Origin of the sequence: Trichocoleus sp. DQ-A1, from assembly GCF_039961955.1 — a bacterium.
In the GTDB taxonomy this organism is placed as follows: Bacteria; Cyanobacteriota; Cyanobacteriia; order Cyanobacteriales; family FACHB-T130; genus FACHB-T130.
The window spans coordinates 1-22580 of sequence record NZ_JAMPKE010000041.1 but is presented as its reverse complement, the minus strand read 5'-3'; the positions used below and the strand labels follow the sequence as shown (position 1 = coordinate 22580).

The 22580-nt window shown below is 46.4% G+C and carries 23 protein-coding genes; 12 read left to right on the top strand and 11 right to left on the bottom strand.

Annotated elements, in window-relative coordinates:
* Positions 1–252: 252 nt before the first annotated feature.
* Positions 253–1254, top strand: coding sequence for a Gfo/Idh/MocA family oxidoreductase (locus tag NDI33_RS24485; protein WP_190674759.1), 1002 nt, complete (start codon positions 253–255; stop codon positions 1252–1254).
* 126 nt (positions 1255–1380) lie between these two features.
* On the opposite strand, the gene NDI33_RS24480 is transcribed toward NDI33_RS24485, so the two are convergent.
* On the bottom strand, positions 1381–2334 hold the full coding sequence (locus tag NDI33_RS24480) for a glycosyltransferase family 2 protein (RefSeq protein WP_190674757.1): 954 nt from the start codon (positions 2332–2334) through the stop codon (positions 1381–1383).
* 257 nt (positions 2335–2591) lie between these two features.
* Positions 2592–3905, bottom strand: a complete 1314-nt coding sequence (locus tag NDI33_RS24475; RefSeq protein ID WP_190674754.1) for a pentapeptide repeat-containing protein — start codon at positions 3903–3905, stop codon at positions 2592–2594.
* Between the two features lie 209 nt (positions 3906–4114).
* Between NDI33_RS24475 and NDI33_RS24470 the strand changes: the two genes are divergently transcribed.
* Both NDI33_RS24470 and NDI33_RS24465 read left to right on the top strand, forming a co-directional pair.
* A complete protein-coding gene (locus tag NDI33_RS24470) occupies positions 4115–4321 on the top strand; it encodes a hypothetical protein (RefSeq protein WP_190674751.1) in 207 nt (68 codons plus the stop codon).
* Entirely contained in the window at positions 4321–4668 is a 348-nt protein-coding gene (locus tag NDI33_RS24465; protein ID WP_190674748.1) for a type II toxin-antitoxin system PemK/MazF family toxin, read from the top strand. The genes NDI33_RS24470 and NDI33_RS24465 overlap by 1 nt, the downstream gene beginning before the upstream one ends.
* A gap of 79 nt (positions 4669–4747) precedes the next feature.
* On the opposite strand, the gene crtH is transcribed toward NDI33_RS24465, so the two are convergent.
* On the bottom strand, positions 4748–6271 hold the full coding sequence (gene crtH / locus NDI33_RS24460; protein ID WP_190674779.1) for a carotenoid isomerase: 1524 nt from the start codon (positions 6269–6271) through the stop codon (positions 4748–4750).
* A 486-nt stretch (positions 6272–6757) separates the two neighbouring features.
* On the opposite strand from crtH, the gene upp reads away from it, so the two are divergent.
* From upp to NDI33_RS24445, 3 genes are all read left to right on the top strand, one after another.
* Positions 6758–7408, top strand: a complete 651-nt coding sequence (upp, locus tag NDI33_RS24455) for a uracil phosphoribosyltransferase (protein WP_190430395.1) — start codon at positions 6758–6760, stop codon at positions 7406–7408.
* Between the two features lie 192 nt (positions 7409–7600).
* A complete protein-coding gene (locus NDI33_RS24450; protein ID WP_190525255.1) occupies positions 7601–7996 on the top strand; it encodes a hypothetical protein in 396 nt (131 codons plus the stop codon).
* A gap of 78 nt (positions 7997–8074) precedes the next feature.
* Positions 8075–8356, top strand: a complete 282-nt coding sequence (locus NDI33_RS24445) for a YggT family protein (RefSeq protein ID WP_190410467.1) — start codon at positions 8075–8077, stop codon at positions 8354–8356.
* Between the two features lie 80 nt (positions 8357–8436).
* On the opposite strand, the gene NDI33_RS24440 is transcribed toward NDI33_RS24445, so the two are convergent.
* Entirely contained in the window at positions 8437–8871 is a 435-nt protein-coding gene (locus NDI33_RS24440) for a hypothetical protein (protein WP_190410892.1), read from the bottom strand.
* Positions 8872–9078: 207 nt separating this feature from the next.
* On the opposite strand from NDI33_RS24440, the gene NDI33_RS24435 reads away from it, so the two are divergent.
* A complete protein-coding gene (locus NDI33_RS24435; RefSeq protein WP_190674746.1) occupies positions 9079–9717 on the top strand; it encodes a hypothetical protein in 639 nt (212 codons plus the stop codon).
* On the opposite strand, the gene NDI33_RS24430 is transcribed toward NDI33_RS24435, so the two are convergent.
* A complete protein-coding gene (locus tag NDI33_RS24430) occupies positions 9714–11438 on the bottom strand; it encodes a glycosyltransferase family 39 protein (protein WP_190674743.1) in 1725 nt (574 codons plus the stop codon). The two genes, NDI33_RS24435 and NDI33_RS24430, sit on opposite strands and share 4 nt — an antisense overlap.
* An 83-nt stretch (positions 11439–11521) precedes the next feature.
* Between NDI33_RS24430 and NDI33_RS24425 the strand changes: the two genes are divergently transcribed.
* Positions 11522–12553, top strand: coding sequence for a glycosyltransferase family 2 protein (locus NDI33_RS24425; protein ID WP_190674739.1), 1032 nt, complete (start codon positions 11522–11524; stop codon positions 12551–12553).
* Positions 12554–12727: 174 nt separating this feature from the next.
* A complete protein-coding gene (locus NDI33_RS24420) occupies positions 12728–13438 on the top strand; it encodes a TVP38/TMEM64 family protein (protein ID WP_190674736.1) in 711 nt (236 codons plus the stop codon).
* Between the two features lie 139 nt (positions 13439–13577).
* On the opposite strand, the gene NDI33_RS24415 is transcribed toward NDI33_RS24420, so the two are convergent.
* Positions 13578–15146 carry an abortive infection protein gene (locus NDI33_RS24415; RefSeq protein ID WP_347275871.1) on the bottom strand — a complete coding sequence of 523 codons (1569 nt, stop codon included), beginning with the start codon at positions 15144–15146 and terminating at the stop codon, positions 13578–13580.
* 533 nt (positions 15147–15679) lie between these two features.
* The gene (locus NDI33_RS24410) at positions 15680–16369 is read right to left on the bottom strand and encodes a hypothetical protein (RefSeq protein ID WP_190410893.1); all 690 of its coding nucleotides are present in this window, start codon (positions 16367–16369) and stop codon (positions 15680–15682) included.
* Between the two features lie 658 nt (positions 16370–17027).
* Between NDI33_RS24410 and NDI33_RS24405 the strand changes: the two genes are divergently transcribed.
* Both NDI33_RS24405 and fmt read left to right on the top strand, forming a co-directional pair.
* Positions 17028–17885 carry an OmpA family protein gene (locus tag NDI33_RS24405; protein WP_190674733.1) on the top strand — a complete coding sequence of 286 codons (858 nt, stop codon included), beginning with the start codon at positions 17028–17030 and terminating at the stop codon, positions 17883–17885.
* A 79-nt stretch (positions 17886–17964) separates the two neighbouring features.
* On the top strand, positions 17965–18963 hold the full coding sequence (gene fmt, locus NDI33_RS24400) for a methionyl-tRNA formyltransferase (protein WP_190674730.1): 999 nt from the start codon (positions 17965–17967) through the stop codon (positions 18961–18963).
* A 352-nt stretch (positions 18964–19315) separates the two neighbouring features.
* On the opposite strand, the gene NDI33_RS24395 is transcribed toward fmt, so the two are convergent.
* The 4 genes from NDI33_RS24395 to NDI33_RS24380 form a co-directional block, all read right to left on the bottom strand.
* Positions 19316–19570 (bottom strand): hypothetical protein, encoded by a 255-nt coding sequence (locus NDI33_RS24395; protein WP_190674787.1) that lies wholly within the window; start codon positions 19568–19570, stop codon positions 19316–19318.
* A gap of 60 nt (positions 19571–19630) precedes the next feature.
* Positions 19631–20254 carry a tail fiber protein gene (locus NDI33_RS24390; RefSeq protein ID WP_199302375.1) on the bottom strand — a complete coding sequence of 208 codons (624 nt, stop codon included), beginning with the start codon at positions 20252–20254 and terminating at the stop codon, positions 19631–19633.
* The gene (locus NDI33_RS24385; protein WP_190674724.1) at positions 20205–21386 is read right to left on the bottom strand and encodes a hypothetical protein; all 1182 of its coding nucleotides are present in this window, start codon (positions 21384–21386) and stop codon (positions 20205–20207) included. The genes NDI33_RS24390 and NDI33_RS24385 overlap by 50 nt, the downstream gene beginning before the upstream one ends.
* An 81-nt stretch (positions 21387–21467) precedes the next feature.
* Positions 21468–21953, bottom strand: coding sequence for a hypothetical protein (locus NDI33_RS24380; protein WP_190430390.1), 486 nt, complete (start codon positions 21951–21953; stop codon positions 21468–21470).
* A 149-nt stretch (positions 21954–22102) separates the two neighbouring features.
* Here NDI33_RS24380 and NDI33_RS24375 point away from each other — a divergent pair, with 149 nt between their 5' ends.
* Positions 22103–22573, top strand: a complete 471-nt coding sequence (locus NDI33_RS24375) for a helix-turn-helix domain-containing protein (RefSeq protein ID WP_190674721.1) — start codon at positions 22103–22105, stop codon at positions 22571–22573.
* Positions 22574–22580: the final 7 nt, after the last annotated feature.

Below are 22580 nucleotides of genomic sequence, written 5' to 3'. Positions count from 1 at the left end.
ATTCGTAATAAACTTTTAAGATTCAATCCTAATTACTTATACTTATCAATGGAATGGTAGACCAGTGATACGATGTTCAGCTGACAATTCCTCGAGAACATCGAGATACCTTCTTCGGGGTAAATATATTAGCTGTAATTATAGAAAGAATTAATAACAACAATTAATCTTTAAATTCAGACAGATGAACTGAAAAATTTAGAGATTAATCACCGGATGATTTTTTACTGTTAGCAACAACACATTTTTAAAATGCCAACATCAGTGTCTCATCCTGCGTGGTCTGGCAAGCTCCCAATCGGTGTCGGGCTGGTGGGAACTGGATATGCAGCTAAACTCCGGGCGCAAACATTTCAATCCCAAGATAGAACCCAGCTAGTAGCCGTTGCCGGACATACCCCAGACAGCATAAAGGAATTTAGTCAAACCTACTCTTGCCAAGCCGTTTCATCTTGGGAAGATTTAGTGGGGCGCGAGGATATCGATTTGCTCGTCATCTGCACGGTGAACCAGCAGCATGGAGCGATCGCGCGTGCCGCACTTGAAGCTGGAAAACACGTTATTGTCGAATATCCCCTGTGCTTGGACGTTGCCGAGGCAGAAGCACTCATTGCCTTAGCACGCGATCGCAACCAACTCCTGCACGTTGAGCATATAGAAATTCTGGGCGGTTTGCATCAAGCACTGCAGCAATCCTTACCCGAAATTGGAGAAGTCTTTTACGCCCGTTACAGCACCATCAATCCCCAGCACCCAGCACCCCAGCGCTGGACTTATCACCCAGAATTGTTTGGTTTTCCTCTGTGCGGTGCCCTCTCTCGCATCCATCGCCTCACTGATTTGTTTGGAACTGTTGCTACCGTTAGCTGTCAAGCACGGTATTGGGGCGAGGGGGCGTTCTACCAATCCTGTTTTTGCACAGCCCAGCTAAAGTTTACTAGCGGCGTGGTTGCAGAGGTGATTTATGGAAAAGGGGAAAATCTCTGGCAACCATCCCGAAGTTTTGAGGTTCACGGAGAACACGGGGGATTAATTTTCGATGGAGATGAAGGCAAGCTAATCAAAGAGAACGAGACAACACCAATTGAAGTGGGAGGGCGTCGGGGTTTATTTGCAAAAGATACCAGCATGGTTTTAGACCACTTGATTGAAGGCACAACCCTGTATGTCACTCCAGAGGCTAGCTTGTACGCCCTCAAAGTTGCCGATGCCGCCCGTCGCTCCGCAGAAACTGGGCAAACAGTTGTAGTTTAAACGCTTTCAGGATAATCAATTAACTTGGTGTTAACCCACTTGGCAACGCCAGCTCAACTTGAAGCGGATCTCTGCCAGATTTCATGAAAATATTGATGTTATTAGCTTTAAAAAAGTTTCTAATTTCTACTTGCGACTCGCTACATTTTTGAAACCGGCGACTTCCGCTAAAGTGTACAGGGGTCTGCCTTTAACTTCTTCATAGATGCGCCCGATATATTCTCCTAGGATACCGATACTTACCAGCTGCACGGCACCGAGAAAGAAAATTGCTACCAGAATCAGGGTAAACCCGGTTAAAGGAGAATTGGGGACAAAAATGCGCCAATACAGAACTAATATCGCCATCACCAGAGCGATCGCTGCCGCGAATAAGCCGACATAAGTAGATAGCCGCAGCGGTACTTTTGAGAAGGAGACTAATCCATTCACTGCCAATGACAAAGATTTACTGAAAGTGTACTGCACCTCGCCAGCAAAGCGGGGGTGACGCTCGAAGTAGACGGCGGTTTGGGGAAAGCCTACCCAAGAACGCAGTCCCCGGATATAACGATTGCGCTCAGGCATCGAATTAAGGATATCTGCGACTTGTCGATCCATTAGACAGAAATCGCCTGTATCGGTAGGAATGTCTACATTTGCCAGACGCTTGAGAAGACGATAAAACACGTAGGCGGTGAAGCGCTTGAACCAGCGTTCTTTGTGGCGTTTGATGCGCTGAGCATAGACGACTTGATAGCCTTGTTGCCATTTTTCCACCATGTCGGGAATTAATTCTGGCGGATCTTGTAAGTCGGCATCAAGGATAACAATTGCTTCACCCCGAACAAAATTAAGACCAGCGGTGACAGCAATTTGATGACCGAAATTACGGGCAAGGCTCAGATAGCAAACTCGTGGATCTTTTTCATGCAATTCGCGCAGCATTTGTAAAGAGCGATCGCGACTGCCGTCGTTGACTAAAATTAGTTCTGTTGGGGCATTTAGCTGCTCCATCACCGCACTCATCCGCCGATAAAGTTCGGGGATGCTTTTCTCTTCGTTGTAGATGGGAATGATGAAGGAATATTTGGGGTTCATAATTAGCTGTTAGCGATTCGCTAATAACTTTTAGCAAATTGCCATCATTGGTCAGGTGTCATTACTTATCTACCCTTAGTCAAGAGCAAACTACTGATAACTAAGAGCAGATAGCTGAATTAAACCTTGTCATTTCGTCGTTTGGGTTGAGATACAAAACCTTACATTGATAAGGTTTTGATGGGTAATGCTTAGTCGCTCTACCCATCTTACAAATAAGTCTCTCTATTTAATGGCTAATCGCTAACAGCTACGAATTATCGTTCCAATTTGTTAGGAATGCCTTCGCAACCACCGGGAATTGTCGCTCTGGTTTTTTCGCCACCCCAAGCACAACAGTATTGGCGCTGTTCTTCCGAGAGTCCCTCAACATTGGTGAAATCGGCATTTTCCACTACAGCGCCCGTGTAAGCACCTGTTTTGTAGTTGGCGTAGGGGGGTTGCGTGTGAGTGCGAGGGGTCGCAGTTTCCCCCGAACCGTAGAACAAACGGGTGGCTTTGAAATCGGCACCGGCGAGATTTGCTTCATACAAGATGGTGCGAGAGAGGTTCGCCTTGACTAAATCGCAACTGCTTAAGTTAGCACCGACGAGATTGGCTTCGCTTAAGTCTGTGCGGCGCAAGTCGGTTCCAGACAAATCTGCCTTCGCCAACATGACTCCTAAGTCGATAACGCGCACGCCGTTGACGCGGTCTTCTGCATAGCCTCCCAGTCCGTCAAAGATAGCTCGACCTAGGCGGCGATCGCGTTCTAGGGGTGTTAGCAATTTAGAACTGGACAAGAACCGCAGAATTTTGGCTTTCCCGCTGGCGTCTACACTGCTCAAGATGGCGGCGGTGCGTCCTTCGGCTAGTAACCGCTCTTGAGGCCAATCTTCGAGCAGTCCTTCTTCATCTAATACTAGGTCGGAGATGCCCTGAAAATAAGTATCGATCGTCTGCTGCTGGGTAATCAGGTTTTGCTGAATCGTCAGGGAGTTCTGCTGAATCGTCAAGTCTCTGGAAATAATGTACTGTCGCCACGCTACGTATACGGCGATGACGGCAATGAAAATTTGCCCCACGGCTCCTGTCCATTCTGCCAGGGAACCGAGTTCGTCCCATTTTTGCTGGTTCAACCACTTGCCGATGTTTTGGTTGATCCCAAAGAACTTGAACAAGCTGATGAGCGATAAAATTGTTCCGACGATGGCGACGATGACGGCTCGCTGTTTTGGCGGCAGCATCTCATCCAGCACGGGTTCCAAACCAACCCATAGCATCCGCAGCGATACGACCAGCCCGACGATTGCTCCTGATATCCCGATCCAGAAGTTATTAATCGCTAACCCTAGGATGACTAAGGCGATCGCGATCAGGACGATGGGCGTTCCCTGCGGAACCGTAGGAGTCTTTTTGGACAGCACCAGCGATCGCGGCATGGTAGCCAAATGTTGCTCGTATTGGTTCCGTCCGGACGGTGTCAGCGATTGCATCTGCGACGGGCTGTTCACAGCAGGTCTGTTACCATTGCCACTATCTTGAGCGTTTGACGGTGAATTGGACTGGGAAGGATTAGGCTCTGTCGTCATTGTGTTAATTCGTCAAGCAGGCGCAGTAAACCCATGCTTTATGGTAGCGGCTGCGGCAGTCAACAAGATTTTATCTAATAGAGCAGGCAAGTGTTAAGGGCAAATGGCGCTGAATGCGATCGCTCTGTTTCCTCTTTTCCCTGTAGTTCGAGAAAGACGCGATCGCTATCATAAAACAAGCAACTCAACAGAAACCAGGAGAATAATCCATGAATACCCAATTAGTTGAATCCCTAGTCCAAGTTATTTTATCTCTGCCACCGGATGAGCGATCGCTACTTGAAGAAAAACTATTTAGCAATATACCCTACCCTTCAACCCTTGAATTAGCGCACCTTGCACAAAGCGGAGGAGCTTTTGATTTTCTCCACAATGAACCTGATATTTACACCCTCGAGGATGGAGAAGCAATCTAGTGAGACTTAAAAAAGGAGATATTGTCCTCGTTAATTTTCCCTTTACAGACTTAAGTACAACAAAATTACGTCCTGCGTTAGTGCTGACGGCAAGTTCTGCAATAGATGAAGTGACTCTTTGCTTCATTTCCTCTCAAAATGCCACCAGCTTAAGTCTTGAAAAATTTGCTCTCAATATTTCAGACGCAGAATTTTCCAGCACGGGATTGCGAGTTTCTTCTAAAGTTAGGGTAACTCGAATTGCTACCCTTGAACGTAGATTAATCATCAGACGCTTAGGAGAGTTGGGTATTCTGCAAATGCAACAATTGAACGAAGTGATGATTCGGGCATTTCAAATAATGTAACTTGTGCAATCAGCAGCCAGAAATCCGCTGTTTTCTTTCCTCTGCGCCCTAAGGAGTCGTCTGGGGTTCGATAAAACCCTTACAACCCCAAATCTACTGCCACGCGATGAGCGCAGGCAAACCCAGAAAATGCCACTGCATTTAAACCCTGTCCTGGAAACGTACTATCTCCCACGCAATAAAGTCCTGGAATCGCAGTTCGATTGAATGGCATTCCCAGCAGTCCTAATAGCTTGTTTCTAGGAATTGGGCCATACGTCCCATCTGCACGACCTAAAAAGCGCCGATGCGTGCGGGGTGTCCCGACTTCCAGATAATCCAACCCCGCATCTAAACCGGGGAAAATCTTCTCTAGCCGCTCAATGATTCGTCCTGCTGCCTCTTCCTTTTTCTGTTCATATTCGCTAGAAGAAAGTCCCTGCCAATTTTCAATCCAATCAGGGGTAAAGGCGTGCAGAATATGATGACCTTCTGGTGCTAAATCCGGATCGAGTAACGTAGGAATTGACAAAAAGATCGTGCCTTGCGCCGCTTCCATCTTCTGCCAATCTTCTAGCAAAATGTGGTGACAGTCCGTACCCAGCGGCAGCACATCTGCCTTAACGCCTAAGTGCAAACTTAAGAAACCCGGCGATTTTTGATAACGATTTTGCCACTTCTTCTCAGCCGCTGGTATTTCTTCCGCTGGCAGTAACTTCTCGAAAGTATCCCAGCGCGTTGCATTGGAAATAATCCGCTTGGCTTCATAGACTTTCCCATTTGCCAACTCGACGCCTACCGCTCGACCTTCTTGGGTAATAATTTTTGTCACCTTGGCTTTGTACTGAATCTGTCCCCCAGCTTTTTCCAGTCCCTCCACCAGTTTTTGGGCGATTTGTCCTACACCCCCTTTAGGATAGTTAATGCCGCCGTAGTGCCGGTCTGAGAACACCATCCCTGCATTAATCATCGGTGTCCGGTCAGCGGGGACAACTGACCAGCAGTAGCACTCCATGTCGATAAACTTCAGTAGCTGCGGGTCTTTGATGTATCGCCTTGCAATATCACCAGCATTTTGAGGCAAATACTTTACCAAGCCGAGACACGCTAAGGGATGCTGAAAAAATGCCCGTGTCAGATACCGGGGTTCTTCCAACGACAGCAATTCCATCGCATTCAGGCAGTTGAAAACTTTCCAGCATTCGTCGTAGAAGCGTCGAATCCCTTCCCGTTCGTGGGGGAAGTAGGCAGTGAGTTCTTGCAAAAACTTCTCATAATTGCGATGAACTTTTGGATCCAAACCGGCGGGAAGATGGTAGTGAATCTGGACGGAATCGGGGATGGTTTCCAGACTGACATTCACAGCATCTAGAGCGCGGGTGAGCAGATTGGTGGTGCCCTGAGTCCCAAACCCAAAAATCATCGACGCCCCTACGTCAAACCGATATCCCTGCCGCTCAAAATATCCGGCACTGCCACCTGGAATTAAGTAGCTTTCCAGTACGAGAACTTGAGCGCCTTTCGCTGCCAGTTGGGTGGCTGTCACCAGCCCTCCAATTCCAGAGCCAATCACGATGGCATCAAACGTTTGTGCAGTTGGAGATTTAACGGTAGTTGAAGGCATGAGGCAGCAGTAAGGGAAAATTTTACTCATTTCAATCCCTATTAGGGATTAACACAAAAATGCCCCGCTGCCAACAACTCAACCAATAACTCAATCCTTTGGGGTCGCATGTATCCCACTAGGCTGCATGAGTTAAAGAGTACTTTTACTGGGCTTGTGTCTTGCCTCTAAAAAAAAATGGGACTAGCCTGCTACTGCTAACCAGCCCCACCTGCCGATCCTTAATGAGAGGAGAACACTGAAAATAAATATAGCCTTGTTGCAAATAGATGTCAATACTATTGCAAGTAATTTTCAATAGAAAAAACTAAGTTGCTTGGAAGCTGGTTGGAGCTATGCGCTTTTCGCTACCCGATCGATGCTTTTGGGGTTGGGTTTGGTGACAAAGAAACCCAACCCAGAATCATTCTGGGTTTCCAGACATCCCAGGAGGTTCTATGATAGGTCAGGTCTTTGAGCTGGCATCTGACTGCCAAAATCGCAATTATGACTCTCCAACTGCGTGTCTATGTTCCTCCGCATCCACTGATTAAACATTGGCTGGCTGTTGCTCGTGATGCTGCGACGCCATCGGTGCTGTTTAAAAGCGCGATGACGGAACTGGGGCGCTGGCTGACTTATGAGGCAACTAGAGAATGGTTGCCGACGATAGAAACAACCGTACAGACACCCCTGGCTGAATGTCCTGCTACATTTATCAATCCAGAGGTGCCACTGGTTGTGGTGCCGATTTTACGGGCAGGATTGGGGTTATTAGACGGGGCGCAGACGTTGCTGCCTTTGGCATCGATTTACCATATCGGTTTGGTGCGGGATGAGACAACCCTGGAAGTTAGCTGTTATCTGAATAAATTGCCGGAACGGCTTGACCCTCAAACGCGGGTTTTAATTTGCGATCCGATGCTGGCGACGGGTGGAACCATGATGAGGGCGATCGCAGAACTAACCCAGCGAGGCGTTGACCCAGCTTTAATGCGGATTATTTCGGTTGTGGCAGCGCCACCCGCTCTGCAACAGCTTTCTGTTGCGTATCCGGGTTTGGTTGTCTATACGGCAATGATTGATGAGGGTTTGAACAGCCACGGATATATTGTACCGGGGCTGGGAGATGCAGGCGATCGCACGTTTGGCACCTGATGCGGTGTCCAAAGCGGTATCCAACGCACGATCCAAAAGATGAGCAATCAAAGATGAAATCTGTGTTCAGATTTCTTACTTAGGACGACTGACAACTGAACAGATGACTCCTTAGACTGGTAGGCATCGAGGTCAGCAAAAAGTTAACCTGAAAACAGTTGCAACAAGAAAAAAAACAACGGTAATTTTAAGATGAGTCAGCGCGATAGTTTTGGCAGTGGATTTCTGGCTGGAACGATAGTTGGCGGTCTAGTCGGTGGAATTGTCGGAGCGCTGGTTGCTTCTGGACGCGCGTCCGAAACTGACACAACTGACGCCTCTCTGCTCAATCCTGGCTCGTCAGAAGCGAAGTTGAGCAAGGGGAAAAAGCGTCAGCTAAAGGATTCAGAAAGTATTGAATTTGCACGGCGAGGCTTAGAGGATAAAATTGCTCAGTTAAATGCAGCAATTGATGAAGTCCGGACACAGCTAGGCACTGTAAATGGCAAAAGTACAGAACTAGAGCGGGAGCGATTTTCTTCCTCAGATACAGCACGAATTTCTGAAAGGGGTCGTTCCCTAGGAACATCGCTTAATCAAGATTCCTAAGTTTCAATCCGGTAAATCCGTTAAACTGTCTTCAAGTTTCAAGCGTTCACCAATTTTAACAAGGAACCTTCAACACCGATGAATTCTTCAGCTGAATTACTGATCAATACGATCTCCACCTTTCTGAACATGTATATGTTCATATTGATTGTACGGATTCTTTTAACTTGGTTTCCGACAGTCAATTGGATGAACCAGATAGCTTCTACCTTGAGTCCAATTACAGACCCTTACCTCAACCTTTTTCGCTCGATTATTCCGCCGTTGGGTGGTCTGGATATCTCCCCGATTTTAGCGATTTTTGTGCTGCAAATTCTGGCTGGATTGTTCTCCAGCATTCAATTCACTCCGGGTTTTTAGGGTCAAAGGATTTTAGATTTGGATTTTGGAGTGAATCTATAATCTAAAATCCTTGCAATCAGATGTTAACGGCGGGCTTGTTAACGGCGGACTGTACCGTTAAATCCAGCGGCTTTGAATTGCTTGAGCTGTAAGGGTGTCGGCTGGTTTGCAGCAACCGAGATCCTGAGTTCAAAATCGCTGACTCCAGGCGGTACTTCTTCGATCGAACCGAGGCGCGTTCGGTTTTGCATTACCGAGTCGCCATTCGCGTCGTAAATGCGACCAAAAATATCGGCGTTGTAGACATATTTATCAGAGTCATTTTGAGCTTTGCCGGTAACAATGTAGCAACTCGCAGCTCTGGAAGCGCCGGTACTCATAACCGCCCCATCTGCTAACTCAGATGGGCAGTCATGGTAGGAAAGTTCAGACAGTTTAATCTGTGTCAATGCCAAAGCGGGAGGAGTAAACAGCAAGTTCACAACTCCGATAAGGCAAGAGATGAAAAAAATAGACACAGCTCGAAATCGCATAAACCGTACCTATGACTTCAGGTTTTTTGGGAACTTCACCCCTCAGCTTAGCGCGAATCTAGTCAAACAGGAGCTTCGGGATATCTTGACAATTCTGCGATAATAGGGGATCGCCCTTAATGAGCGCTCTAAGTCTGGGCATTCCCACTCAGAATCACCGAGATAGCTCTGCTGTGTGGCGATCCATTCCAAAGTAAGGAATTGATTGTGACCCGATCTGAGATTGAAGCGGCACTGCAAGCAGCATTTAGTCTATGTGAGGAGGCTGTATATCCTCTCAGCGATATGCAGAAGCAAATTCTGCTGCAAGTTCTTGTCAAGGAACTGCTGGGTGCCCAAGGGGAGAACCCGGCGAGTGGTGATGAAAATGCCGATGGTGCGAATCCATTGGAGGAACTTACAGCAGAACAAGTCAAAGCTTTACTGCAATTTGTCAAGGAACAAGAAAGACAAAATCGCTCTTGGAAGATTACTTTACTGAATGACTGGTTAAATAATCAGGATTCGGGAGCGATGCAATTTTTACGCGATCGCTATGGCTTTGGGTGGCTCTATCGCATTCAGCCGGTTCATCTGGCTGAGTATTATGAGCGGGAGGGCAAGCAAGGGTTAAAGCTGAAAGTAGGCGATCGCATTGAGGTTTCTAATGGTCTGTGGGAGTGGGTGCAAGAAAACGGCCCCTGTAGTCGCGAATGGTTTCCCTGCACGGTGGTTGGGGTTTACGAGACCGCAGAGAGCGGGGTCTCTCATACTAACTGCATTATCCGGTTTGAGAATGGCAGCGAGTATGAGATTCAAGGCATTTACGAATGGAATCGTTTTAACTGGCAATGGCCCAAAAATTAGAGATTCCGATTCTTGTAAAGATTAACTGCAAACTCATCCAGAATCGTGGTTCCCGATAGCTGCTGCGTTTGCGCCAACTGGTAACGAGATTTCAAAACTCGCTGGATTTCCTGCTGAATTTGCTGTTTTTCTGCCTCCGTTTTGGGAGCCTTATTCACAGGACGAGCGCTCTCTAACCAGAGAATCCGAGGATATTGCGTTGCTTGTCCGCTTGTCAGAACTTTTTCTAAAGCAGGTGCAAGGTCGGCAGGATGCTGTGCTAATAGCTGAACCGGGGCAGTGGGAGGAAGATAATAAGCCAAACGCAGAATGTGACCCCAAGCGCGGGAGTTCATCACGATTAAAGTTGGCGTTGTAGGTTCCTGTTGAATCAAATCTGCTATCTGATGGAACATCGAGCGGTTTCTCGTGCTGAAGTCCCCGATGCTGATGCCCAGATACAACAGCAGCAAACCTGCTACCGCTACTCCGCGCCAGCGTCCCGCCGCCCGTTCCAGCCATAAAGCAATTAATAGCAAGCATCCAGGCAAAACAAAAATCAGTGCCCTTCCACCGCCAAAGCCAATCGTGTATTTGCCAGCGAGAATATCCACTGCAAATGCAATGCACAGGGGCAAAATTCCCAGTGACAAAGCCATGAATAAGGTACGACGCTTTGCTTGCCGCCAGAGGCTAAAGGTACACCCGGCTAGCAACAAAATTATCAGGCACCCTGCCACAATCGCGAGGGTCGCTTCTGCGGGAGTTTTGACGACATCTCCCACCCAGTCTCCCAGTAACAAGTGACTGCTCAAGGTTTGGGTAACATCTGCGAAATGATTTCCCTTGGAAAACTGATTGCCCACTTCACCCAGACGCCCCTGCTTCCGAGTTCCCCAAACAAACCAAGGCATCCACAGCAATACACTCGCCCCCAAACGCAATCCGTGCTGCCACCACCGCCGCCGGTCAAAGATGAGGACAAAGATGCTTAGGGTCATCACCCAGTAGACAAAAAGATACTGCGTCAGCAGTCCAGCAGCGACTGAAACAATCAGAATCGCACTCCAGAGAATCGATGAGCGGTTGCTGGGATGATGGGATGATGGCGTGGCGTCTGGTTCAATTTCCCACTCGGAGGCTCGGACACTCTCTGTTGCTCCTTTTGTGTCAACCAGATGCAGCATTGCCCAGGTGCTGAGAATCGTCCATAAAATCAGCGGGCCATACATCCGGGCATTTAAAGAGTGGAATAAATAGAAAGGATTTGTACCGAGTAAGGCAGCAAAAATCAGTCCGCCGCGATGTCCCATCACAAAACGTCCTAATCCGTAAGCACCGCCAATTGCACCTACACTCAGCAATGCGCCTAGACCTCGTAAGGCAGCTTCGCTATTGCCAAATAGCTGTAGCCAGAAGTACAGGCTGAAATAAGAAAGGGGCGGATGGACATCGCCCAAGATACCTTTATAGACATCTTTGATCGTTCCTACGACATCACCGGCTCGTGGGATCAATAAAGCGCTGTAGTCCCGCAGGTTGACGGGTTGCGCTCCCGGAGCTTGATAGTCAACGCCGTGACCGCTGGCGAGGATCAGGGATAGAACTTCGTCGTACCAAAATTCTCGGCTGCCTAGATAGATAATTCTTAACAAAACAGCGATCGCGATCGCGCCTAGGAGCAACATCTCCAGCGACAACCAGCGCCGCGATGATTTAGGAACTGTGAAGCTTCGGCTCATAATATTGACGAAATTAGAATTTAGGTTAAAGTGCAGTCAAGTTAGGTGAAACTTGACATATATTAGCTTGTCTTTGTTTTTTTATGTCCTTAGATATTGACCCAGTAGAACTCTCTGTGGTAGTACCGCTTTACAACGAGGAGGACAATATTGACTACTTGTTTGAGCGGCTGCTATCGGTACTAGAAACCGTAAATACAACCTACGAGATTGTTTGCGTGAATGATGGCAGTAAGGACAATACCCTGAAGTGTCTAATTGAGCATCATTATCGTAACCCAGCGATTAAAGTCGTCAACTTGTCCCGCAACTTTGGCAAAGAAGTCGCCCTCAGTGCCGGACTTGACTATGCTGCGGGTGCTGCGGTAATCCCAATTGATGCCGACTTGCAAGATCCGCCAGAGTTAATTAAGGAACTGGTAGACAAATGGCGCGAAGGCTATGATGTCGTTTATGCAACTAGGCGATCGCGTGATGAAGGTTGGCTAAAAAACTCTACAGCCAAAGCTTTCTATCAGATAATTGGCAAGATGAGTCGCGTCCCCATCCCCCGCAATACCGGGGACTTTCGGTTGCTCGATCGGCGTGTAGTGGAAGCTATCAAGCTACTGCCAGAACGAACCCGGTTTATGAAAGGACTCTTTGCTTGGGTGGGTTTCAAGCAAACCTCTGTTTTATTCGATCGTCCCCCACGTTATAAGGGAACCACGACTTGGAACTATTGGCGTCTGTGGAACTTTGCCCTAGATGGGATTACTTCCTTTAGTTTTCTCCCTTTAAAAGTATGGAGTTACGTGGGCGTTACGATATCTTTTTTGTCATTTATTTACGCTAGCTTTTTATTCTTCCGCACTTTAATTTATGGGATCGATCTTCCTGGTTATGCTTCCATCATGGTGGCGGTGTTATTTCTGGGAGGTATCCAGTTAATAACACTGGGAATCATTGGCGAGTATCTTGGTCGTGTTTACGAAGAAGTCAAAGGACGTCCGCTTTATTTAGTGCGCGAAGCTTATGGTTTCAAAAGTCAGGAACCAACCGAAAAGCGTCACAAGTCAGAAATCAGCACTCAAGAGTCTTTAGTAATATCCGAAGAACGAGTGAGCAAAGACTAATCAAGAACAACTCCGGACTTACACGCTGAAAGCTTGAAATATAGATCCCCCTAATCTCCATTAAAAAGGGGGAGAACTGGAAAAGTCCCTCAATTTATCGAGGGATTTAGGGAAATCTCTGCGTAAGTCCTATTACTAATGACAAATGATTAATGGCTAAAAATAAAGGAGTTTTTGTTGAACGCTAAAAGTGGCATTTTCCTATTGACTGTCGTCTGCATTGTAGTAACGGGACTCGCAGTATATTTTTTAGGAGGAATCGATCCAGCTCAACTCCAAACATGGCTGAACAAAGCTGGCATCTGGGCACCAATTATTTATATCGTTTTCTATACCTTGGCGACACTGTTAATCTTGCCTTCTACAGCACTAAATCTTACCAGTGGCGCAATTTTTGGTCCTTGGTTGGGGACGCTTTGGACGAGTATTGCCGCCGTGATTGCAGCTGTAGTGGCTTTTGCCTTTACGCGCACGGTGGGGCGTGAATTTGTCGTTCAAAAGTTAGGCGGACGCTTGCAAGCGATTGATGCGGAGATGATTCAGGGTGGCTTATTCTATATGTTTGCCATCCGCCTACAGCCAATTATTCCCTACGGCTTAGTTAATTTTGCCGCTGGTTTGACTTCAATTCGCTTTCGGGATTATCTACTAGGAACCATTCTGGGAACCATCCCTGGAGTGTTGCCATTTGTAATGTTAGGAAGTTACGGCTTACGGGCGCTAAAAACGGGTGATTTCTTGCCCTTAATTGGTGCCTTGCTATTAATTGCGATGTTGGTTGGGGGCGCGACTTGGTATCGTCGTCGCCGTACCGATCCTCGAAAAGCTTTAGAAGAGAGCGAACGGAAGCGCCTTCAAAATCTTTTAGATAAAGCAGACGAGTAGCGATCGCATTCAGATTAACCCTGTCTATATACCAATCCTTGCATCAGTTGTGAAATTCTCTTCTTACTCTTCTTACTCTTCCTTCGCGACCTTTGCGTCTTTACGGTTCGTAAAAAAATCTCTTACAATCAAAAACCTTCTAATTCGTACGGTGCCCTAAAAGGGCTGTAGGGGCACGAGGCACAATATCTGGATTAAATCCCCCCACTTGGTTAGTCCGGATTACCCACAAAGTCGCACCATTGTTCAACAAAATCGTAGCAATTTCATCATGCGCCCGTCGCGGTAACATCGTGCGCCAAGTGGTTGCTGCCTTAAGGACAGTGGTAAGGGTGCCGTCCGCGGTCCGGGTACCTGCCAAATTTTCCGCGTTTTCTTGCCAATCCGAACGAATAATCCCTAGGGGTGCTAATTGCTTTTCAAGCGATCGCCCTAGTTTCACGAGTTGCTGAAATCGTAAGGTTTGGGTGTCGCTGGGATGACGCCGCAACCACTCTTGAATGCGAGGATTCGACGCCACCTGTTTCTCTACCTGCTTAATTGTCACAAAAAGCGCTTGGTTAGCATCTTGTACGCAAGAAGTTGAGGGTGTCACTACTGAACTACCCGTTCCATCTCCAATCCGGTAGCGTGCCATCATGATATCCAACTGGCGCATAAATTCTTTCATGGGTGACAGTTGGATGCCATCAAAATCATAATCTTGCGTCACAGCATCTAGCTTGACGAGCGCATCGGATACAGGTCGATTTCCCACCCAACCCCGCTGTAAATCTCCCATGTAAGTAGACCATTTCATTGTCCCAGCAATAATGCCATCAGGGTTATGGGCGTAAACTTGCCGATACTCGATGTCAAAGCGTAACTCATCCGTGAAGCGATCGCGCACGACTGTCGCAATGCCATAAGCAAAATGTCCCGTAACTACGCCCAGCGGTTCGGGTTCGGGTTTTTTACCCCCAATTCCACCGTATGTATGAAGGACAATTGCTCGATCTCCCTCGCGCCATTTCGATACCGCCTCGTTAAATTGTTGACTTTTTGGATCGAGTAAAACTATCTTGGCGGTTCCTTTTTGACCTTCAGTACCTTTCCAAAGTTCTTTTTTCAGATAGGAATTAGCAGATTTCCGATTTACCCGCACTTCATCCGGTTGCAAACGCATCAGGGCGCGGGGTTCAATTGCCTGGGTGACAAATATTCCCTCGGCATCTTTTGTCCCATAAATGTACCAGCCTGCGGAATTGAGGGGAGACTTTTCAATTCCTCGATTTGTTGACCGAGTAATCCCGTTGCGGTCAGATGGCACTTGAGGAATCCGAATGGTTTCTAAAGGTCCATCAAATTGTTTTGTTTTTTTATTAAAGTGACGTACAACAAAACGATCCGAAGAAGACGTTGCGCTAACGCTATCTGCTTCCTCTCTTTTAATAATTGTCACTAAAGCATAAATCCGACCCGTGACTTGTACGGGTTCTTGAGGAATCCTCAGCGAGGGGCGTTCTTTTTGGTTACTGGTGACAACAACTGGGTTTTTGAGTTCCACGACGACATCATCTTGAGGTCGCGCTCCAGCCAAGGATTCTAAGGGATCGACATTTTGCCAATTGTTTAATCGGTCAGGATGCAAATTCCCCGTTTTTTTACTATCTTCAGTTGCCTGAATAAATTTGACATCTTGCGTTACAGCCTGGACAAATCTTTGCACTTCTGCGTCCCGGCTCCATTCTAAATTTACAATTTTTCCTACTAGATTCTGATGCGCGGAATCAGCATTATAAACTTCAAAAAGCACCGATTTTCTAAGCTGTCTCTGCTCTTTCGGTAGTAATATTAGGCGTCCTGTCCACACGCTGACGGGTTGATAAACACTCGATGAGATAGGATAATTAACCGGATAAGAATTTAGTTGATTTAATTGATTTTTGAGGTAAATTTCATAATTTGATATATTGTTTTTGTTAGCAGAATTTTTTAATGTATAATAAATAAAAAAGCCGGAACCCAAAAGCAAAAAAGTCAGGCTAACGAGAACTCTTAAAAAGACTCGTTTAAATCCTTTAGACTTAATCAAAGATTTAATCAAAATTTAATTTAAAAATATATAAATATTTGCAGCTATAAGCTAGATTCATCAGAAAAAAAGAAGGATGAAGTTTGAAATTCCGGCTGACAGTATGAGTAAAAAACTTTTTTTGTCACCTTCAATCTTTTTCATCCTTCATCCTTGATTTTGTTCCTTTAGAAATGAGCCTGTGGCCCTGCCCAAGAATGGGTAATCGTCTGACCAAAAATGAGGGGTTGATCCTCAATTGCGGCTACGGTTTGACCCTTCAAATCAACAGCCCATAGAGGCCACTCTTCCTCGCCCAATTCGCCTGCTCGAAACAGAACTTGGTCGGGATTAGTTTGACTCCAGCCTAACAACACCGCGTTGGTGTAATCATCGCGGTCAGGAGAGAGAGTCGTAGTACGATTCTGCTGACGATCCCAAACAACGGCATAGTCAGAAGCATCGGACGTACTAAATAAACCTTCAAATTGCCGTGCTAAGACGCGATCGCCTTTCGCCGACCACGAAATGGGGATCAAGATGGCGATGATCCCCGGCATATCCGCTTCTTCGTTACTGACAAAGGGATTGTCAGCCAAAGGAGAAGACGCCGAGATCGTTCGTAAATCCCCTGTCCTCAAATTTTCTACAAACATGACGCTGGAAATGCGGCATTGGTACAACTCCGGTTGCACCTGCAACTGAATCCGGCTGTAAGCAGCATACTGACCATCAGGAGACACTAAAGAGGGACTGCGATAGTAACGTACCCCAGTGCCGCCGTTGGCGGTAACTTCTGCATGAGTAGTCATTACCCAATTCCACGGGACGGGATGAGGGCTATCGAGGGGGTCGATTTGCACTACTGCTTGAGTCATGTCGGGAGCAGCTTCAGATAATTCCTTTCGGGCTTGCGGATATTGCATGGTAGAGGGACCTGCGATTGTAGACGCAGCCGTGCCAGCTAAGGCAAATGAGCTAGGAGCCATCAGCAGCGCAGCCGCAATAAGCGGAAGGTATGGTTGATTAGAGCACCATCCTGAGCGGAAGAGGCGAATGAACATTGATTGGGGGTGGGGTTGCTAAACGGCGTTTCTTGTGTGAGGAGCAACGCCCAAGGAACAGTGCAGCGTCCCTATATCTATATGTATATCCACAAAACCTGTCAAAAAAAACAAAAGATGTAAAAAAATTTATCATATCTCAATGAATCCGGCTTGATGGGTGAAACACCTTATCGCTCTTGTTATGATATTTTTCCACAAGACGGTCGAAAAGCGATTAAAAATTAATCTAAGGCAAGAAATTTTCTTGGGGGCAGGTTGACTGATTTCTACATACTTGCCTAGACAGTGACTGAGGGCTACCTAATAACATCACAACGGCACTCCAGGGTTATATCCCAAAAGTATTCCCAAATGTCTCTTCGCGCAAGTTAATAATGCGATCGCCCATTTTTATTGCCTCGGACAACGAAAAAAGCTTAATCGCATTATCGAGTGTTAATCTGTTGTCTGGATAAAAATAGGAAAACGGGTGACAAAACAAGAAGCACCATTTGCCGATAACACTTCTCCTCGCCAATCTACAGGCATTGGGAGGTTTTTACTGGTTTTACTCTGGCGAGTGCTGTTGCTGGGGGTGGGAAGTGGCTTGGCGTGGCTGTTCGGTCTCGTCCTCGCGGGAGTCTTTCCCGACCTGACGCCAGAGGTGCCCCTAGTTGTGAAAGTGCTGCGCCGCGCCAAACTAGAGACATCCACCGCCTCCTCTACTTTTAAGCCGTCCCCTGCTGTCACTAGCGCCAGTCCGCCAGTAGAACTGAGTGCGGAACAAAGACGGCAACTGCAAGCAGAGCTGCAACAGTTACAGGCGCAATTGCAAGCACTGCGCGATCGCACGACTAAACTGGAAACCCAAGTCGGTCGCCAGAGTTCCAGCGAACCTCTAGCGGCACGTCTACAAGAAATCTCCCAGCAACTTCAAGGCGATCGCGTTCCCAATTCCAATCAAGTCACTACCGCTTCTAGGGTTTCTCTACCATCGGATGCTTTGAAAGCCACCCTACCTAGCGACTTGTTATTTAAAGACAGCGATAGCGTTCTGCTACCACAGGCACCCGTAATTTTAGACAATGTCATCGCCGATTTACGGAACTACCCAGGTGCCACAATTCAAATTGCTGCTCACACCGATGACGTTGGTGAATCTACAGACAATCAAGCGCTATCGTTTCGACGCGCCCAAGCTGCTGAGCAGTATTTATTCACTGCTTTGGAGAAAAAATATCGCATGATTGTTGTTGGTTACGGCGAAACTTTTTCCTTAGTAGAAAATAATAGCGATACCAACCGACAACGAAACCGCCGCATCGAAATTGCGATTATTAACCCTTAGTTTTTACTTTTTTGCTAATGGTTAAGGGAAAAATTGCTTTTCAACCAAGACCAATTACCAATTACCGTTCCCTAAGGAAATGAAAGTCATATTTTTTGGCACCCCACAATTTGCCGTCCCTACTTTAGAACGGTTACTCGCTAATCCAGAATTTGAAGTTTTAGGCGTTGTTACGCAGCCGGATAAACGTCGGGGACGGGGCAACCAAATGATGCCTTCTCCAGTAAAATCAGTCGCCTTGACCCATCAGCTACCTGTTTGGCAACCGCAGCGGATTAAAAAAGACGAGGAAACGCTCGCTCAACTAAAACAGACAAATGCAGATGTTTTTGTCGTGGTGGCATACGGACAAATTTTGTCCCAACAAATTCTAGATATGCCCAAATTGGGTTGCATCAACGTACACGGCTCGATCTTGCCCAAGTATCGGGGTGCTGCTCCCATCCAGTGGTGCCTCTATCATGGCGAGACAGAAACGGGGATCGCAACGATGCTGATGGATGCGGGGATGGATACGGGTGCAGTGCTGCTAAAAGCTTATACGCCGATTGGACTGTTGGATAATGCTCAAGATTTGGCGCAAAAGCTTTCCGAGATTGGGGCAGATTTATTAGTAGAAACCCTCCTGAAGCTGGAACGCAAGGAAATTGAACCAATCCCCCAAGATGAATCGCAGGCGACTTATGCGCCGCTGATTAAAAAGCCAGATTATTGTCTTGATTGGTCGAAAAGCGCGATCGCATTACATAACCAAGTCAGAGGATTTTTCCCGGATTGTGTGGCAACATTTCGGGGGAATCCGCTCAAAATCAGAGCCACTGCTCCTCTAGGAGCGGCTTACTGGCAAATCGCCCCAGAATTAAAGGTGCTATCGGATTGGTCTTCCTTGTCCTCTGGTTCGGCACATCCAGGTGAGGTGGTGAGCATTGCCAAAGGATTTGGCCCAATTGTTCAAACTGGCGATGGACTGTTGCTATTGCGAGAAATACAGATGGCTGGAAAACGCCCTCAGTCTGGTTGGGACTTTGCGAATGGAACTCGCTTAACAGTGGGGGAGAGATTGGATTTTGAGGTTTGAGTTGGAGAAGACTGGCAGCGATAGCGAAGCGCTGACTTGTCAGTTCGCATCTAAATTTTGAATTCCTCGTAGTCCATCTTCGTTGATGTAGCGCTGCAACTGATCGCTGGTAATCCCGCTTCGCTCAAACTCATCAAGCTAAACTGATGGTCCCCGTCGCCGCAGCGATCGCAACCAATTCATTTCATCTTATGGAATGGGATACAACCATTTGCGAAATAGTTGTGTTAGACGCGGCATGACCAGGTAGGTAAGCAAAACATGACATCTTTTTAAAGGTCAAGAGGGTGGAAAGCTTTTTTCCTCGATCTCTTGAGCGCCTTGTCACCTCTTGAGGAGTTCCCCTCTACAATTAATTCTCAAACCCTTGGGGAGTGACTTCTATGCTGGGTACTTCGGAACGAAGGGGATAGGTGTTTTCAGCGAGAGTAGTGATAGTATCGCTCTCTGCTGTTTTGAGTTCTTCTAACACCTGAATAGCCCCAGCGATTCGGAGAAGAGTTTCTCTCACACTGGTTTGTTTGGCATCTAACTCAGCGAGTACTTTTTGCCCAGATTCAAATTCGGCTTTAAGTTGTTGCAGGCGTTGTTGGAGTTGCTCTTTCATGGATTGTTAGAGATATAAAAATACCAATTACAAGCTGAGCTTTGAATGAGAATTTTTAACTCATAGCTTCATAATAAAAGCAAGTGCATAATAAGGTGGCATATTTTCGTGAGATTCATTACCACCTACCGATACCGATCTAGCAGTTTCCCATTCTGGTTTATATTGTCCAGCCCAAAAATCATCTTCTCTTCCGATCTTCCATTCCATGCGTCCTTTAGGAACTCTATCGTATTCATGAGAATGCGCCGGAATTTGTCTTTCAGATAATGTAACTTGCTCTGCACCACCTGTGCTACCAACTGCGTATTTTTGTCCAGCACCAACGATAAATCTATCTGCTAAATCTGGTGTTCCATTTTGACCATCACAAAGTGCCCAGCCATTAGGAATTTGATTAGCTTGTCCCGACCACATCATAATCATGCCTCTGACAACAGCACTCTGACTTTCAGTGTCTACAGAGTGTTTTACAGCCGTGTCTAAATATGATATGACTGCTGCAATTGTTGGGAGGGACGTTTCGTTTTCTTGATCGTTCTCCAGGATTTCATCTTTGATCGCCTTAACCGCCTTATTGTTTATTGTTAACTGCGTTGCGGTGAGCTGTGCTGCTGTGAAATTTTCGTTGCTGTCACCATTTTTCTTTGCTTTTGTGTCCGCATAGTCTACCGCTGCTTTCACTGGGCAATGCCTTATCCGCATTATCTTGTGTTCCTTCACTAATTTCATTAACAATGTTGTTAACCCTAATGACGGGTTCCTTGTTCTCTACATTACCAAGCTGAAGAGGACCAACTATATGTACGTCGTGAAAATATCCTTTATTTTCAATCACCAACCCCCCGGTTATCTTTAAACTCCCATCCAGAAGGGCTTTATCTGGAGTTTCTCCGTCCCGCGATCTTAACGTCACTCCATTGTTTATTGTTAACTGCGTTGCGGTGAGCTGTGCGGCTGTGAAATTTTCGTTGCTGTCACCATTTTTCTTTGCTTTTGTGTCCGCATAGTCTACCGCTGCTTTCACGGTAGGCAATGCCTTATCCGCATTATCTTGTGTTCCTTCACTAATTTCATTAACAATGTTGTTAACCCTAATGACGGGTTTAATGTTATGTACATTACCAAGCTGAAAAGGACCAACTATATGTACGTCGTGAAAATATCCTTTCCCTCCAATCACCAACCTCTCGGTTATCTTTAAACTCCCTTCGAGAATGGCTTCATTTGGAAATTCGACACCACGCGCTCGCAACGTCACTCCTTTCCCATCTTCCGCAGGTAAATATATTCCTGAATACTGACGGACATCTGGAGCGATTTCTGTGACATTTTTTTCCTTAATTGTCAGCTTTGCCAATGCTATAGTGTCATCAGGTGTTGATGAGGACGAACTTAACACGAAGACTGGCTTTTCTTGCACGCGCGTATTCGTGAACTTCTCATCTCCCTGTAAATCGGTTAGCTCCTCGCTATATCTAATCGAAAAAGTATAATCTCCATCTTCGATGGTATTGTTATTGTTTGCCTCTTGCACCAAGTCTACGGCTTTCTCGTCTAGAAGGATAATTTGCCTTCCTTGGGAATCGAACGCGGTTCTTGCTGAAACCTTAACGGTTAAATCTTGATGTTTACTTACAGTCAACCCCTCAGCAATACCCGAAACATTAAGCAGGCGGTTGTGGCGGCGCTGGCGATCTATGTGGTAGTTTTGTTCTGACTTAAAGTCATCTTCTAGTAGATACTGACCAGCAAAATAGTTAGGTCTTTTGACAATTCCTTCTTCGGTTTTTTTTGGGGTTTGTGCGTCTGGCATCCTGCTTTTCCTCTCTGTTGTATCTATGTCTATTGGGCAAAAAATCAGTAGATTTTAGAGATTATTATGAAAACAGGGTTTTTAATATTTTGTTCTCACAATTGTTTTATTTCCGCCGTTGTCTTCTTTATTCTGGCAAATCCTTAATCCGGGTTCTAATTTTTCTTTTTGGGATTGAGCGCTATCATTAAAAGTAAGGTTTAATAGGATTTGTTGAGCGCTCAAATTTTCCATGATTATATACCAATCCTTGTTAGAATTGAACTCCTGTTGTGTCACTTCATAAGAGACTTTTAACCGCTCATCGCTGCCTATTTTTTGAACATTAGGGTTCGCCTGTTCTAAATTAGCTTTGATACTGAGTCTCACACGGCTTATAGATTCTTTTCTCTGCTCAACAGTAGCGGTAATCGTACCAGGTTGCTTCAATAGGATACAATAAACATTGCCCGTGAGCCGCGTCGTTCGCACCACGCCTGGTTTGCGCCATTGTTTGCGCAAGAATAAAAACAATAAAAATAATAAAAATAATAAAACCAACTGTATAAAAAAGTGGTCTGTTTTCATGTGATTGATTTCCACTAAACTGTTTTATTCCAATCAACCGTAAATAAATCTGGCTCATGTGGAGACAAATCTGAACTAGCACGGTAAGTAGCTGGGACTAATTAAATATAAGAAGGCATAAAGCCCCTAAACGAAGTTTTCCATTATTTATGCCTGCTCCTATTCGGATTATCTTAAGCGAAGCAGAGGACTCAATGTTAAGCGAGTTGCGAGTTGCTCAAACCGTGCCGCAACGGACGCGCGACCGCGCCCACATGATCCGCTTAAATGCACAGGGGTGGAATGTCCCTGCAATCGCTGAGATTTATGAGTGCCATGAGCATACCGTCAGAGCAACTTTACGACGCTGGCAGACAAGAGGATTGAGCGGGTTATGGGAAGCGCCAGGGCGAGGAGCGAAAGCCAGTTGGAGTGAAGCCGACAAGCAACTACTCGAAACTTGGGTTGAGGACGAGCCTCGAACCTACACCAGCACTCAACTCGCCCGTAAACTGCAACAACTTCGGCAAATCACGCTCTCACCCGATTGGATTCGACGGGTGATGAAAAAAAGGGCTTCCGCTGGAAACGCACCCGTCATAGCCAGCGAAACAAGCAGGACTTGCGTAAGAAGCAATTAAAGCAAGC